11 protein-coding genes are annotated in these 14,821 nt (G+C 57.6%); 4 read left to right on the forward strand and 7 right to left on the reverse strand.

What is annotated here, in order from left to right; all coding sequences use genetic code 11:
* Positions 1-17 precede the first annotated feature (17 nt).
* Positions 18-1,940 carry a PrkA family serine protein kinase gene (locus ABNF92_RS14580; RefSeq protein ID WP_069184449.1) on the reverse strand — a complete coding sequence of 641 codons (1,923 nt, stop codon included), beginning with the start codon at positions 1,938-1,940 and terminating at the stop codon, positions 18-20.
* Between the two features lie 407 nt (positions 1,941-2,347).
* A complete protein-coding gene (tmpT, locus tag ABNF92_RS14585) occupies positions 2,348-3,001 on the reverse strand; it encodes a thiopurine S-methyltransferase (protein WP_349342536.1) in 654 nt (217 codons plus the stop codon).
* A 93-nt stretch (positions 3,002-3,094) separates the two neighbouring features.
* On the opposite strand from tmpT, the gene ABNF92_RS14590 reads away from it, so the two are divergent.
* Complete coding sequence (locus tag ABNF92_RS14590; RefSeq protein WP_349342537.1) at positions 3,095-4,030, forward strand: D-2-hydroxyacid dehydrogenase; 936 nt, start codon at positions 3,095-3,097, stop codon at positions 4,028-4,030.
* A gap of 49 nt (positions 4,031-4,079) precedes the next feature.
* Here ABNF92_RS14590 and ABNF92_RS14595 read toward each other — a convergent pair whose 3' ends face one another.
* Positions 4,080-5,333: an outer membrane protein transport protein gene (locus ABNF92_RS14595; protein WP_349342538.1), complete on the reverse strand. Its 1,254-nt coding sequence runs from the start codon at positions 5,331-5,333 to the stop codon at positions 4,080-4,082.
* A 236-nt stretch (positions 5,334-5,569) separates the two neighbouring features.
* On the opposite strand from ABNF92_RS14595, the gene malE reads away from it, so the two are divergent.
* The 3 genes from malE (at position 5,570) to ABNF92_RS14610 (ending at position 10,015) form a co-directional block, all read left to right on the forward strand.
* On the forward strand, positions 5,570-6,799 hold the full coding sequence (malE, locus tag ABNF92_RS14600; RefSeq protein WP_349342539.1) for a maltose/maltodextrin ABC transporter substrate-binding protein MalE: 1,230 nt from the start codon (positions 5,570-5,572) through the stop codon (positions 6,797-6,799).
* Positions 6,800-6,835: 36 nt separating this feature from the next.
* Entirely contained in the window at positions 6,836-8,572 is a 1,737-nt protein-coding gene (locus tag ABNF92_RS14605; RefSeq protein WP_349342540.1) for a HAMP domain-containing methyl-accepting chemotaxis protein, read from the forward strand.
* Positions 8,573-8,653: 81 nt separating this feature from the next.
* A complete protein-coding gene (locus ABNF92_RS14610) occupies positions 8,654-10,015 on the forward strand; it encodes a YihY/virulence factor BrkB family protein (protein WP_349342541.1) in 1,362 nt (453 codons plus the stop codon).
* Here ABNF92_RS14610 and ABNF92_RS14615 read toward each other — a convergent pair.
* The 4 genes from ABNF92_RS14615 to ABNF92_RS14630 all read right to left on the reverse strand — a co-directional run bounded on the left by ABNF92_RS14615 (position 9,998) and on the right by ABNF92_RS14630 (position 14,622).
* A complete protein-coding gene (locus tag ABNF92_RS14615) occupies positions 9,998-11,047 on the reverse strand; it encodes an HDOD domain-containing protein (RefSeq protein ID WP_305965827.1) in 1,050 nt (349 codons plus the stop codon). The two genes, ABNF92_RS14610 and ABNF92_RS14615, sit on opposite strands and share 18 nt — an antisense overlap.
* A gap of 110 nt (positions 11,048-11,157) precedes the next feature.
* Complete coding sequence (locus ABNF92_RS14620; RefSeq protein ID WP_305965828.1) at positions 11,158-12,387, reverse strand: hypothetical protein; 1,230 nt, start codon at positions 12,385-12,387, stop codon at positions 11,158-11,160.
* A 119-nt stretch (positions 12,388-12,506) separates the two neighbouring features.
* The gene (locus tag ABNF92_RS14625; protein ID WP_349342542.1) at positions 12,507-13,241 is read right to left on the reverse strand and encodes a 16S rRNA (uracil(1498)-N(3))-methyltransferase; all 735 of its coding nucleotides are present in this window, start codon (positions 13,239-13,241) and stop codon (positions 12,507-12,509) included.
* A 28-nt stretch (positions 13,242-13,269) separates the two neighbouring features.
* On the reverse strand, positions 13,270-14,622 hold the full coding sequence (locus ABNF92_RS14630) for an adenosylmethionine--8-amino-7-oxononanoate transaminase (protein ID WP_349342543.1): 1,353 nt from the start codon (positions 14,620-14,622) through the stop codon (positions 13,270-13,272).
* Positions 14,623-14,821 lie beyond the last annotated feature (199 nt).

Genomic DNA, 14,821 nt, shown 5'->3' on the forward strand with positions numbered 1-14,821 from the left:
AGTGAATGGTCACTGACTTAGTGAGACTTGCGAACCCGCAGGTACCATTCGGCCAACAGCCGGACCTGCTTCTCCGTGTAGCCTCGATCGACCATACGCTCGACGAACTGCTTGTGCTTGTTCTGGTCTTCCTGACTTGCTTTCGGGTTGAACGAAATCACCGGCAACAGATCCTCGGTGTTCGAGAACATCTTCTTCTCGATCACGCTGCGCAGCTTTTCGTAGCTGAGCCAGGACGGGTTCTTGCCACCGTTGTTGGCCCGGGCCCGCAGCACAAAGTTGACCACCTCGTTCCGGAAATCCTTCGGGTTGGAAATGCCCGCGGGCTTCTCGATTTTTTCCAGCTCTTCGTTGATGGAGGAGCGATCGAGGATTTCGCCGGTGTCCGGATCCCGGTATTCCTGATCCTGGATCCAGAAATCGGCATAGGTGACGTACCGGTCGAACAGGTTTTGGCCGTATTCGCTGTAGCTTTCCAGGTAGGCAGTCTGGATTTCCTTGCCGATAAACTGCACATAGTGCGGCGCCAGGAATTCCTTGATGAACCGGAGATACTTCTCATGGGTTTCTGGCGGGAACTGTTCCTGCTCGATCTGTTTCTCCAGCACATACAGCAGATGTACCGGGTTCGCCGCCACTTCGGTGGTGTCGAAGTTGAAGACCTTGGACAGGATTTTGAAGGCGAAGCGGGTAGAGAGCCCGTCCATGCCTTCCATCACGCCAGCGGCGTCACGGTACTCCTGGATGGATTTGGCTTTCGGGTCGGTATCCTTGATGTTCTGGCCGTCATAAACCCGCATCTTGGAGAAGATGCTGGAGTTTTCCGGCTCCTTGATGCGCGAGAGCACCGAGAACTGGGCCAGCATGTCCAGGGTGTCTGGCGCGCAGGGAGCGCCTTCGAGCGAACTGTTGCTGAGCAGTTTCTTGTAGATCTCGATTTCTTCCGTCACCCGCACACAATAGGGCACCTTGACGATATAGACCCGGTCAAGGAACGCCTCGTTGTGCTTGTTGTTGCGGAAGGTCTGCCACTCCGATTCGTTGGAGTGGGCCAGGATCACACCGTCGAAGGGGACAGAGCCCATGCCTTCGGTGGTGTTGTAGTTGCCTTCCTGGGTCGCCGTCAGCAATGGGTGCAGGACTTTGATGGGTGCCTTGAACATCTCCACGAATTCCATCAGGCCCTGGTTGGCCTTGCACAGGCCACCGCTGAAGCTGTAGGCATCCGGATCGTCCTGGGAGAAATCCTCCAGCATGCGGATGTTGACCTTGCCGACGAGGGCGGAAATGTCCTGGTTGTTGTCGTCACCGGGCTCGGTCTTGGAAACAGCAACCTGGTCGAGCACCGAGGGATACATTTTCACAACCCGGAACTGGCTGATGTCGCCGCCGTACTCATGCAGGCGTTTCACGGCCCAGGGCGACATGATGTTTTTCAGGTAACGTGCAGGAATCCCGTATTCCTCTTCGAGGATCTGGGCGTCTTCGGCGGGATCGAACAGACCCAGGGGAGATTCGTTTACTGGCGAGCCCTTGATAGCGTAGAACGGCACTTTCTGCATCAGTGACTTGAGTTTTTCCGCCAGGGACGATTTACCACCGCCCACGGGGCCCAGCAGGTAAAGGATCTGTTTCTTTTCTTCCAGGCCCTGGGCGGCGTGGCGGAAGAAGGAAACGATGTTTTCTACGGCGTCTTCCATGCCATAGAACTCGGAAAACTCGGGGTACCGCTTGATGACCTTGTTGGAAAATATCCTTGAAAGCCTCGGATCTTTGGAAGTATCGACGAGCTCTGGTTCGCCAATGGCAATTAACATTCTCTCAGCGGCCGTGGCATAGGCCGTTGGGTCCTTTTTGCAGATCTCCAGGTATTCCTCCAGGCTGTATTCTTCTTCCTGGGTACTCTCATACCGGTCTTTGAAGTGCTGCAGTATGCTCATAGATTGCCCTCGCTCGCTGTATCTTCAGCTTTCAATTCACGCAATTTCCCCGTTGGAGTCGGCTCCGCCCATCCGGGCGGTTCGTTTAGTTATGGGTGGAAGGAATGGATACTTACAAGCCTGTGAACGATCAACTCGTGGCCGGCTTGGTTACTTTGAGCTTAGTTCACGGTTCGGGAGTTGGACAGTGTGTGAGTGGTTAAGGTTCATTAAATTATGTTAGGCGGGTGTGTTGGTTTTGTAGCTTGCCGGGTTTCTTGGGGGGGACAGTGTGAGGGGGCTGGAGTGCACCGGGTGGCTTTCTGACAACGAATTGGCAACTCGCTTCGCTCAGACATCAAATTCGTTGTCAGAAAGCCTCCCGATACACTCCGATCGGGCCACGGAGGCGACCGCCTGAAGGCAGGCTAAAGTTTGGTTAAACGGAATACGCTTTCCGAGGCGTTTTCCAGGCCTTTTCTCTTTGTAAACGGATGATCCTTGGCCAGGGTGTTGGTCAGGATATGTTCGATTTTGTAGTCGTCCTGGTAGAGTTGCCGCACCTCTTCGTCGCTGACGTTAAACGGGGGGCCTTTGATCTCTGTGTCGTAGTCCAGGGTGATCAGCAGGATTTTTGTGCCGTCGGGGATGATGGCGGTGAGGTGGTTTACATAGTCTTTGCGCATGTGGGGCGGCAGGGCGATCAGGGCAGCGCGGTCGTAGACCAGTCGCACGTGTTTGAGGTCGTCGGGAACCAGCTGGAAGAAGTCGCCGCACCAGAGTTGCAGGTTGTCGTGTTTGAAGGTGATGAAAGGCTCACCGGGGTGGACCTTGGCTTTTTCGCCGGCTTCTTCAAAGAAGTCCTTGCAGGCCAGTTCGCTGAGTTCCACGCCGATGATGGGGTGGCCGCGGTCGTGGAGCCACCACATGTCGTGGGCTTTGCCGCACAGGGGTACGAAAACGGCCTCAGTGCCTTTGCCGGCCAGTTCCGGCCAGTGGTCGTGGAGGTACTGGTTGACCGTGCCCTCGTGGAATCCGATTTCCTTTTTGGCCCAGCGTTCGTGCCAGAATTCATGTTCCATGGTTCACACCCTGTTATTGCTTGGACATTTTGAGTCTTGGACGTTTACCTCAGTCTACCCTAATCTGTGGCCATCTGGATTCAGGAGAAAAGTATGAAAGCGGTGTTCCTTGATGCCAAAACGCTTGGCGATGATGTGGATTTCTCGCCCATCGAGTCGGTGACCGGCGGGCTTGAAAGGTATGAGCGAACTGCGCCGGATGACGTGCTGGAGCGCATCCGGGGGTTCGACACCGTGCTGGTCAACAAAGTGGTGCTGGGCAGAGAGCATTTCGAGGCGTGCCCGGAGCTCAAAACCATCGCGGTGGTTGCGACCGGTTTGAACAATATTGATCAGGCGGCAGCCAGGGATCATGGCATCAAGGTGATGAACGTGACGAACTACGGCCGCTCGACGGTGGCCCAGCACACGATGGCTCTGATGCTGGCGCTGGCCACCCGGCTGCTGGATTATGACCGGGATGTGCGGTCCGGGCTTTGGGGCAAGAGTGATATGTTCTGCCTGATGGATCATCCGATTATGGAGCTGGAGGGGCGCACGCTTGGTATTGTCGGCTACGGCGATCTGGGTGAAGGCGTGGCGGAGCGGGCTGCGGCCTTTGGCATGCGGGTCTTGTTGGGGGCCCGACCGGGTCAGGAAGCCGGAGAGGTGGACGGGTATTCCCGGATCCCCCTGGATGAACTCTTGCCTCAAGTGGATGTGCTCTCACTGCATTGCCTGCTCACGGATGAAACCCGGGATCTGATCGGTGCCCGTGAACTGAAAATGATGAAGCCGGACGCGTTGCTGATCAACACCAGCCGCGGCGGCCTGGTGAACGAGCAGGCGCTGGCAGACGCGCTTCGTGCCGGCGAGATCGGCGGTGCCGCGTTCGATGTGCTGACCGAGGAGCCGCCCCGCAACGGCAATCCCCTGTTGGCGGACGATATTCCGAACCTGATTATTACCCCGCACTCTGCCTGGGCCAGCCGTGAGGCGAGGCAGCGGATTGTTGGTATTACTGCGGCGAATCTCAATTCGGTGCTGTAAAAGAAAAGCCCCGGGCGAACCGGGGCTTTTGGGACTGGCTAGGGTTGGCTCAGTACTTCCAGCCGACGCTGACTGATGCGCCCAACTGGTACATTTCCAGATCGATGGTCTGGTTCGGTGCCAGCGGGTTGGGTCCGGTCACGGTCTTGGCCGGTGAGTAAAACGCCATACCCGACACATCCAGGTTTTCGCTGAAGTTGTGGGTAAAGCCGCCGGTAAAGTGCCATTCCTGGACTCCCGGTGCCAGGATGTTGAACAGCACATCTTCATCGGAGATGGGATTCTCACCGTAGCTTACGCCGGCCCGCCATGCGTGGGAGGCTGTTTGCTGCCACTGCCAGCCCAGTTTGACGATGGTCATGTCGTCCCAGCCAAAGCCTGCGCCGTCATCGTCGCCGAGTTGAGCCGTCTGCAGATTGGGCAGGAGCGGATTGCCCACGCTGTTAATCTCGCTGTAGCGGATATGCTGGATATCCAGCAGGAACCAGTGGTCTTCGAGTCCAGACCAGGCAATGCCTGCGTTGAACATCTGTGGAATGTCGAAGTCGCCTTGCTCGGCGAACAGGCCGCGGTATTTGTCGAACTCGTTCATCTTCAGAATGTTGCGCCAGCTTACGCCGCCGCGGAGGGTGTCGGTGATTTCGCCCTGCCAGCCGATCTGGTAGCCGTAACCCCAGGCGTCATCAGTGCCATTGTTGGAAAGGGCACTGGCGTCTGAGGAAAAGGGTGCGAAGCTTTGCAGGCCTTCTGCCTCAAAACGCTGATAGGCAATAACGGGCGAAATGCCGATGGCCTGGTTATCTGAGAACTCCCAGGACCAGGTAGGCGCAATAAATAGCTGCTCCAGGTTGACCCCGGTGCGGCCCGCGTAAAACGGACCACCGCTTTCACCGGAGTAGTCGGTGTTCATGCCACCATTGGCAAACACCGAAACGCCGAAGCTTGTGGTGTCGGACAGTTCCCGATTAAAGCCCAGGTGGGGGATAACGAAACCGTTGCGGCTGCTTTTGTAAGTGCCCGGCTGCAGGGAGAACGCGGGGGGAGGAGAGAGCGGCCCATCTACGGTGTACTCCCGCCTTGGCGAAAAAACTTCGAAACCGCCATCAATGCGATTGCCAATAAAAGCCATGCCCGCCGGGTTGGTCGCCGCTGCAATGCTGTCCTGGGACAGAGCAGTGCCAGCACCGGCCATGCCTTTGCTGATGGTGCCATAACCATGGCTGAAGTAGCCGTTGGTGGCGTGTGCGGTGACGGGAGAAAGTGCCGTTAGTGCGGCAACTCCCAGAGCAAGCTTGATTCGCATGAAAAATCATCCGTTCAGGTAAGCGACATATTATGAATAGCCGTCTTTTTACATGTTTTTCGTTATAAGAGAGAGAAACAAATATTGATATGGTTATATCGTGATCTGAGTTCCTGGACCGGATATCCATACGCCCCCCGCTTCATCCCCGAAAAGATGACCGCTGTATGACGCCATAGTTGTCGCTTCCCGCCTAAACTGCCCACGCTCAAACAAAAACAAAAGGGCGATACATCATGATCGGGAAAACACTGGCGGCACTTTGCTGTGCTCTGCTTTGTTCCCAGACGGCACTGGCGTTCGAGCGGGGCGAGTTGCTTGTCTGGATTAATTCTGACAAAGGCTTTAACGGCCTGGCCGAGGTCGGCAGGCGCTTCGAGCAGGAGACGGGTATTCCCGTCACGGTTGAAACTCCGGACGATCTGACCTCTCAGTACGACCACTACGGTTATACCGCCAAGGCCCCGGACATCGTGATCTGGCCCCACGACCGTTTTGGTAGTTGGATCAACGAAGGCCACCTGACACCAATCAAACCTTCAGACACCTTCCGTGAATCGATCGCACCCTTCGCCTGGCAGGCAGTGTCGGTGGGCGATCGCGTTTATGGGTATCCCATCGCTATGGAGGTTGTGAGCCTTCTCTACAACAAAGAGCTAGTAGAGGAACCGCCGCGGACCCTGAATCAGGTGGCCGAACTGGACCGGAAGCTGGCCAGTAAAGGTGTCAGCGCAATTTCCTGGGACTACCGCAACGTGTACTTTTCCTGGCCAATCTTTGCCGGTTCCGGCGGATACAGTTTCGGGGCCGAGGGTTTTGTCTACGACCTTTCCAACGTAGGCGTTGCCACTGACGGTGCCGTCAATGCGGTGACCGGTATCCGCAACCTGCTCAAGCAGGATGTGCTGGCCGCCGACGCCGACTACGGCTCCATGATGGAAGGCTTCAAGGCCGGAGAAGTGGCCATGATCATCAACGGGCCCTGGGCCTGGAGTGAGCTGCGTGAAGCCGGCATTGATGTCGGCATTGCGGATGTGCCGACAACAACCGGGGATCCGGGACGACCCTTCGTGGGGGTCCTGGCGGCCGGCATCAGTGCGGTGTCCACCAATAAGGAGATAGCCCGGGAATTCCTCGAGGAGTATTTGCTTACCGAGCAGGGACTCCACGCGGTCAACGATGATAAACCCCTTGGTGCCGTGGCCCATCTGGATGTTGTGAACACGCTCCGAGAAGACCCGTTCATTGACCATACCTTCCGGTCCGCCAGTCGGGGCGAGATCATGCCCAACATTCCCGAGATGAAACGCTTCTGGGATCTGATGACAATTCGGTTCGCCAGCATGCTCGAAGGTGAGGTCCCGATTCGCGCCACCCTCACCGAGGCCTCAACCCGGCTACAACGCCTGGACGAAATGCGCGGCTGGACCCGCCGCCATTATGTGACGACCGAAGCCTCCAACTAACCCCTCATCAATTGACGCCCGGCAGGTGCCCAGACAATGACGCTACGCTTCTCCAGTTTCAGTATTCGTGCCCGGATCGTGGCTCTGTTCTCGGTACTGATCGGGCTTTCGGTCCTGTCATCCTGGCTGATGCAGTCCCGGATCGATGATGTCGGGGCAAGAGTGGACGACCAGGCAACCATCATTGCCGGCCAACGCGCCGCGATCAAACAACAGTCGGAACTGATTGACCGTCAGCAGGCAATCGGTGTGTTGGCCGGCCGGGTGACCACTGCGCAGCAGCACCTGGATGCGATGCAGTACTGGTATTTCCACGCAGCGCTGAACGCCGATCTGGAATCTCTTGAGAAGGCCGAGGCGGCTCTGGCGCTGTTGCTGGCGGAGCTGGATTCCATGGCCATAGCCGATGCGGCTCTGGGTGATAGGGTTGCCGACATGAAGGAATCTGTGGATACCTATCGGACTGTTGGTGCACGAATGTTCGAATTCTTCGAAAAGTCCATGATGCTCATGGGGCGCTCAATGGCGGAGGTTGCCCGCGAAGAGGCGGTAAAGCTGACCAACCATCTGGGTGCCATTCGCGCGGACTACCAACAACAGGCGAGCGCTCTTTCAGAAGGCGTGCTGGCCGCCGGTGCCGACCTGCTGACCGCCTCGGATGATGTCGTGGGCAGCGCCGAGGCTGTCCAGCAGGATATTAATGGCGCCCGGCAGACCGGTCTGGTCATGGCGGTTGCCCTTGTGGTTGCGGCCCTGGCGCTTGGCGGCCTGTTCCTGATGTCACTGACGCGGCCCATAAATCGTCTCGGGCGGCAGATTTCCGACATCCAGGAAACCAATAATCTCTCTGGCACCCTGCAGTATCGACGAAAGGACGAGCTTCGGGTTATTGCCAGCGCCTTTGACCAGATGCTTGAGCGTTTCGCCAGACTGATTGGCCAGGTGGCAGGAACCACCGGAGATCTGGGTGATGTGGCGGCGCGGGGCCGGGCCAGCTCCCAGAGCCTGAATGAATATGTGGGGCGTCAGAAACACGAAACCAGCCTCGTTGCGACCGCAGCCAACCAGGTGACGGTCACCGCTGAAGGTGTATTGGATAATGCCCGGAACGCCGAACGCCTGTCCCGGGAGGTCAGTGAACTGACGTCCTCCGGAGGCGCCGCCGCTCAGGCATCGGTCACAGCAATGAGCCAACTTGAAGCGCGCATTGAAGAAGTGGCTGTGTCTATTCGCTCGTTGGCTGGACAGAGTGAATCCATCGGGCGTGCGGTGGAGGTTATCAGGGGTATCTCCGAGAAAACCAATCTGCTGGCGCTCAATGCGGCCATTGAAGCAGCCCGGGCGGGTGACGCGGGGCGGGGATTTTCCATTGTTGCCGACGAAGTTCGTGGCCTGGCCCAGCAGACCGCCGGATCTACCGAGGAGATTGACGAGCTGGTAACGGCCCTGCAGAAGGGGGCCCGGAGCGCGGTAGATTCTGCCGAGACCAGTCGAGAGGAAAGCCGACGCACGGTGGCGCTGATCCAGGAGTGCAGCCAGAGCCTTCAGGCCATTGACGACAAGGCCCTGGCAATGCGTTCGCTTAATCAGGAGGTCGCCCAGGCGGCCGCAGAACAGAGGGACGCTGTGAGCAGTATTGACGAAAACCTGATCAATCTGACCGAGCAGATAGAGGAGATATCAGACAACGCCCGAAATGCCGAATCCATGACTGACCGTGTGGCCTCGCTGAGTGAGATCCTGACCAGCAACATTCGTCAGTTCCGGTACTGAATACGCAAATAAGCGCCAGCCGGGTTGTCTACTGACAGTTGCCTGATAAGCTTAGGAAAACACTTGCATGCAGGACTTTGCGTGGCTTCCATTCAGATGAGAGAAAGACTCCAGGCTGCTGAAAGCTGGATTCTGTCCAACTCGAACCCTCCCCAGAGTTGGCCCTGGACCTGGTTGTACAAGGTCGGACGCACGGCGTACGCCATGGCCCGGGACGTAGTGAGCGGGCAGCTCACACTCCATGCCATGAGCCTGGTCTACACCACGCTGCTGAGTATCGTGCCGCTTCTTGCTTTGAGCTTCTCAGTTCTTAAGGCGTTAGGTGTGCATCAGCGGATGGAACCATTCCTGTTCCAGTTCTTTGAACCCCTGGGGCCCCAGGGGATACAACTGGCCGAGCAGATCCTCGGATTCGTGGATAACATGAAGGTTGGGGTGCTCGGCTCTGTGGGTCTGGCGTTGCTGGTTTACACGGTCGTTTCCCTGCTTCAGAAAATCGAACGCTCCTTCAACATGATCTGGCGCGTGCCGGACATGCGCTCCATGGCACAGCGCTTCAGCAACTACCTGAGCGTCATCATGGTGGGACCGTTGCTGATGGTTTCAGCCATTGGTGTGAGCGCGACCATTTTCTCCTCAACCATTGTTCAGAAACTGATTGAAATCGAGCCGTTCGGTTCGGTGATTCTGGTTGCCAGCCGCTTCACGCCGTTTTTCCTGGTGGTTGGCGCGTTCACCTTTGTTTACGTGTTCATGCCCAACACCCGGGTCAAGTTGCGGTATGCCGCCATCGGCGGTCTCGTGGCCGGGGTTTCCTGGCAAGCTGGCGGTATGCTGTTTGCCTCCTTTGTGGCGGGTTCGGCCAAGTACGCCGCAATCTATTCCAGTTTCGCCATCGGCATCATCCTGCTGATCTGGATCTATTTGAACTGGATGATCCTGCTCCTCGGGGCCAGCCTGGCGTTTTATCTCCAGAATCCCGGGTCAGTGGCCAAGCGGCGCCAGGTGCAATTGGCACCGGAGCTCCAGGAAAATGTGGCGCTCGCGACCATGTGGCTGGTGGCCAAACCGTTCAGCGAAGGGGAGCCGGCGCCTCAGCAGGAAGTATTGGAGCACCAGTTGAGAGTGCCAGGCGAAGTGACCCGTGCGCTCAGTGACAAGTTGATCCGGGCGGGTTTGCTTAGCCTGGCCGGAAGCCAGGGCGATCGACTCGTGCCGGGGCGTGCGCTGGATCTCATCACCGTGGGGGAAGTCTTGAAAGTGGTTCGCAACGATGAGGATCGGATCGTTGACCGGTTGCCAGCGGTGATCCCGGCTGAATTAACTGGCTCGCGCAAGGTTGAGGAAACGCGAACATTCGCCGAGTTGTTGCGAGCTGATGATGAGCAGGAAACGACCACATCATTGGCCGAACCCGAGCCGGTGTCAGCTCCTGACAGTTGAGCGCCCGCCTTCCCGGAGCATCTTCTGCACCGCGTTGCGCACGTCGCTGATTTGCTCCGGGGTTAGACGCACCAGTTTTGGCAACTGCTCTTCGGCAAGATTCCGCTGGTGTGCGTGCCTGAGTACTTCTCGGGTACCAATGACCATGCCATCCGTCAGCGGCGTGTGTTTCTGCCTCGGCGCCGGCCGTTCGGCCGCCAAAAGGTAGGCGTGATACTTGGGGGGAAGGTTCCATTCGTTCGCCAGTAACTGGCAGGTCGCCCACTGGTACCTTGCCAGAGCATGGCGGATAAGCGCGGGCTCCGGTTCTCCTACAGAAGAAAGTGAGCGGCAGATCCGTTGCAGTTCCCTGCGGATGGTGATGTACCCAAGTGCAGGCAGCAAACCCACCATGAAGTGTGCGCTGGTATCCTCGCCCTGGGTCCTTGCGATCAATTCCGCCGATCGTGCGCAGGTCAGGCCCCAGCGCCAGACGCGTTGCCCGAAAAGTGCTTCACGGCTGTTTCTCGCGGCCATCATGGGGCGCATTACTGCGGCGGAAATAACATTCCTGATGCCATCCACCCCAAGTACGAACACCGCCTGGTCCACTGATTCAATCGCATGGTCACTGGTGCGGAAGTAGGGGCTGTTGGCAATTTGCAGTAGCTGGTCGGTCAGCGATGGATCACCCAGGATGATTTCGGTCAGCCGATGGCGGTCGGTCGATTCATCGGAGAGAGCCCGCATGAGCATGGGCAGGCTCATGGGTTGCCGTGGAAGTTCTTCCAGTTTGTTGTTGGACAGGCGCTGATGGAGTTCCGCCAGTACCTCGTCATAAGACGAAAGGTCAGCCCGTAACGCCGCGGGTTCGGCGTCCAGTAGCCAGCAAAACAGGTGCTCTTCCAACTGTTTAGCCAGTTCAGGGCCTGTGTCCGGGGTATCTTTGGCCGGGTTGTCCGGGGATGGATTGAACAGCCTCGCTTCTGGAGCTGGTGGTGCCGGCTGTTTTGTCGCGAATAATCCTGAAATCCAGGAGAGAAAACCTGGCATCCGTTGCCTCCGGGTCGAACCTGTTCGAAGTAATGAACCTCCGTTTCCGAGAGTATAGATGTACGACGCATCCTTGCACAGGTTTCAAGCCCGTGAATTACTGCGGAAATTTACAGTAACGATTCTCCGAACACGAACACCAGTTGGCAGATGCCGGCACCAAAGCCCAGGAAAGCGCCTACCAGAATCAGTTTGATTTCATCCTCCTGGAAGCAGGGTCGGAGAAGGTCCTGGAATTCTTCGGAAGACAGGGCAATCATGCGCTCGACCATGATTGATTCGACCGCCTGGGCCCGGTCCTTTTCGAACACCGGGTTGTTGAACGATGTCTGGGATATCTCGATGGCTTTTTCGCCCACCTGGTTCTTAAGCGTTGCAAAGCCGGTGGGTCCAAAGGCCATCTGCGTCAGCGCCTTGCCCATGCCAGCGGTTTCATCCACCAGCGGTTTGATGTGTTTCTTGACCATGTTGCGGGCGCGGTCGCCCTTGGGGCCGTCGAGAATTGCGTTAATGATGTTGCCAACGGTCAGAATCTCGTGGGTCACAATGTGGCAGAAGGACTCCGCCACGGCCGGCTGGCGTTTCAGGAACAGGCCCTGAATCCGGAATGGGCCGACTTTTTTGGCGTGCAGCGGCCGGAAAATCACGTTCAGCGCAATCCAGTTAGTCGCCCAGCCCACCAGCAGGCCGAAGAAGGGCAGCACCCACCAGATCGGGTAGACATACCAGACCGCCATCTGGATAAGGCCAAAAAGGAAGCCGAAGTAGAGGCCCGAGTTGATGATGAAGCGGAATTCGACCTCACCGCATTCAATAAAGATCCGGTTCAGCAGCTCCTTGTCGCTGGCCAGGCGGTCAATGACCATACCCTTGATGTCCAGCAGGTCTTCGATGTTGTCGGAGACGTCTTCCACCAGGTTGTCCACCAGCTGAGGGGTGGATTTGCGGACGCGATCGTAGACCATCTTGCGAGCTGAGGCGGGCAGGTTTTCCCAGAAGGTGGGGTATTCCTTGAGCATCATCTCGTCCACGTACTCCTCGATTCGGGGGTCGACAGAGTGAACGATGTGGGTGGCCAGAACCTTGGGGTCAATCTGCTGGAAGATTTCCCGAACGGTGCCGATCTTTGAAATCGTGGCATCGACGCTGATGGCCGCCATTTTCCGGGCCTTCGAGGGGATGATGCCCTGCCAGCCGAGCAGCGGTGGTTTGCCAATGAATTCCAGGGGATAGAAAGTCATTTTGATGGCCAGCCAGTTGGTGGTCCAACCGATCAGGGCGGCAATAACCGGGATACTGAGGTATTGCCAGAATTCTTGGGTGCTTAGCAGGCTTGTCATCCCGTTACTCGCGTGTGATCGTTTTTTTGATGTCGGAGTCGACAGGGATAATGTTGTTGGCACCCCTCCATGTCAATGACTTGCGTGCCGACATGAGACGGCGGCACGGTCGGGATCGATCAGCTGCCGATATCACCCCACAACCACTGGCAAAGCGCCATGGCCGCAACCGGTGCGGTTTCGGTGCGCAGCACCCGGGGGCCAAGGGCTACCGGCAGGAAACCTTCTTTTTCGGCCTGGGCGATTTCCTCGGGGGAAAGCCCGCCTTCCGGGCCGATCATCAGAGCCACCCGTTCTGGGGGAATGATGGACTTCAGGGCGTGTTCGGTGCGGTGGTGGAGAACCAGGCGGACTTCGCAATCGCGGCTGTGTTCCAGCCACTCGGAAACCATCATCACCGGCAGTATCTCTGGCACCCGGGCGCGCCCGCACTGTTCGGCGGCGCTGATGGCAACGGATTGCCAGTGGCGCAGGCGTTTGTCTTCCCGGTCGCCCTTCAGTTTTACGTCGCATCGTTCGGTGGTCAGCGGCACGATACGGGTAACACCCATTTCCACGGCTTTCTGCACCGCGTAGTCCATGCGGTCGCCCTTGGAGAGAGTCTGGCCGAGGACGATTTCGAGGGGGGATTCTGTGGCGTTGGCCTGTGGAGTGCCGACCTGGACTTCCACGTTCTTCTTGCTGGCGCTGGTGATGGTGGCGGGGTAGTCGTTGCCATCGCCGTTGAAAAGCAGCAGATCCTGCCCCGGTTGCATGCGCAATACCCGCCCGACGTGTTGCGCCGCGTTGTCATCAAGTGCTGCGGTGCCGCCCTCCGTGAGGGCGGAATCGGTGTAGATGCGGGGTATACGCATGGGCTGGTCTCTCAGGTCCGGTCGGCTGTCAGTCGCGAACTGCGATCTCAATGCCTTCCGTTGCAACCTGGCCCAGATGGCGGATCTGTTCTTCGGTGATCACGTAAGGCGGCATGAAGTAAACCACATTACCCAGGGGGCGAAGCAAGGCCTGGCGAGTCAATGCATGCTGGTAAACACGAATGCCACGGCGTTCCTGCCAGGGGAAGGGCGTTTTCGAGGCTTTATCTTTCACCATTTCCACCGCTAGGGTCATGCCATGCTGGCGGATGTCGCCGACATTGGGGTGGTCCACAAGATGGGCGACGGATTCGGCCATGCAGGCAGATAGCCGGTGGTTGCTCTCGATGACATTGTCATCACGGAAGATGTCCAGGGTCGCCAACGCCACGGCGCAACCAATGGGGTTGCCGGTATAGCTGTGGCTGTGGAGGAAGGCCTTCAGGGTTTCGTAGTCGTCGTAGAAGGCGTTATAGACATCATCGGTGGTCAATACCACGGACAGTGGCAGGTAGCCGGCGGTAAGTCCTTTGGACAGGCACATGAAATCCGGAGTGATGCCGGACTGTTCACAGGCAAACAGGGTGCCGGTACGGCCAAAACCAACGGCGATCTCATCCGCAATCAGGTGCACGCCATAACGGTCGCAGGCTTCCCGAAGTTTGGTGTGGTAGATGGGGTGATGCATCCGCATGCCGCCGGCACACTGGATCAGCGGCTCCACCACCACGGCGCAGATTTCGTCGTGCTTTTCGGCGAGGAGCTTGTCCATGGCTTCAAACTGGCGCAGTGCGTAGGCCTCATCGGTCTCACCCGGCTCTTTGTTGAAGGCGTCTGGGGAAGGGGCTGTCAGTACCTCCATCAGCAATGGCTGGTAGGTGTCCTTGTAGAGCGACACATCGCCGAGGGCCAGAGCGCCAAGGGTTTCACCGTGGTAGCTGTTGCTCAGGTTCACAAAGTTTTTCTTGCCCGGTTTGCCATGGTTCTTCCAGTAGTGGAAGCTCATCTTCAGGGCGGCTTCGATGGCCGAGGAGCCGTTGTCGGCGTAGAAAACCTTGTTCAGGCCCGGTGGAGTAACTGCGATAAGACGCTCGGACAGATTGACGACCGGCTCGTGGGTAAAACCGGCAAGGATAACGTGCTCAAGTTCGCCAATCTGCTTCTGGATCGCCGCGTTGATTCTCGGATTGGCGTGGCCAAACAGATTGACCCACCAGGAGCTGACGGCATCGATAAAGCGATTGCCTTCAAAATCTTCCAGCCAGACACCTTCACCCCGCTTGATGGGCACCAGGGGCACGGCGCCCTCGTGGTCTTTCATCTGGGTGCAGGGGTGCCACACGGACTTGAGGCCACGGGTGACGAGGTCAGCATTGCGCATGATAATTCTCCGTCAGACGGTCTGATTCTGGGTTGTCGCTGTTAACCTGTGCGGATATTACAGTTAACAGCGGATATCGGCCACCCGGATTTCGGGTCGACCTGGCCCGGAATTGCCTGACGTTTCCTACCCCTTGATTCCATCACACTGTGAGATCGAAGGGTTTGGCTGGCAGAGTGCTTCAGTATAAACTGCCGGT

It is taken from the genome of Marinobacter sp. MMG032 (assembly GCF_040112695.1).
In the GTDB taxonomy this organism is placed as follows: Bacteria; Pseudomonadota; Gammaproteobacteria; order Pseudomonadales; family Oleiphilaceae; genus Marinobacter; species Marinobacter salsuginis.

Excerpts from the sequence above, each read along its gene's own strand:
- tmpT (WP_349342536.1), bottom strand. The coding sequence starts at position 3,001 with ATGGAACATGAATTCTGGCACGAACGCTGGGCCAAAAAGGAAATCGGA.
- ABNF92_RS14605 (WP_349342540.1), top strand. The coding sequence starts at position 6,836 with ATGACGCTACGCTTCTCCAGTTTCAGTATTCGTGCCCGGATCGTGGCT.
- ABNF92_RS14595 (WP_349342538.1), bottom strand. The coding sequence starts at position 5,333 with ATGCGAATCAAGCTTGCTCTGGGAGTTGCCGCACTAACGGCACTTTCT.
- ABNF92_RS14620 (WP_305965828.1), bottom strand. The coding sequence starts at position 12,387 with ATGACAAGCCTGCTAAGCACCCAAGAATTCTGGCAATACCTCAGTATC.
- ABNF92_RS14615 (WP_305965827.1), bottom strand. The coding sequence starts at position 11,047 with ATGCCAGGTTTTCTCTCCTGGATTTCAGGATTATTCGCGACAAAACAG.
- ABNF92_RS14590 (WP_349342537.1), top strand. The coding sequence starts at position 3,095 with ATGAAAGCGGTGTTCCTTGATGCCAAAACGCTTGGCGATGATGTGGAT.
- ABNF92_RS14630 (WP_349342543.1), bottom strand. The coding sequence starts at position 14,622 with ATGCGCAATGCTGACCTCGTCACCCGTGGCCTCAAGTCCGTGTGGCAC.
- ABNF92_RS14580 (WP_069184449.1), bottom strand. The coding sequence starts at position 1,940 with ATGAGCATACTGCAGCACTTCAAAGACCGGTATGAGAGTACCCAGGAA.
- malE (WP_349342539.1), top strand. The coding sequence starts at position 5,570 with ATGATCGGGAAAACACTGGCGGCACTTTGCTGTGCTCTGCTTTGTTCC.
- ABNF92_RS14625 (WP_349342542.1), bottom strand. The coding sequence starts at position 13,241 with ATGCGTATACCCCGCATCTACACCGATTCCGCCCTCACGGAGGGCGGC.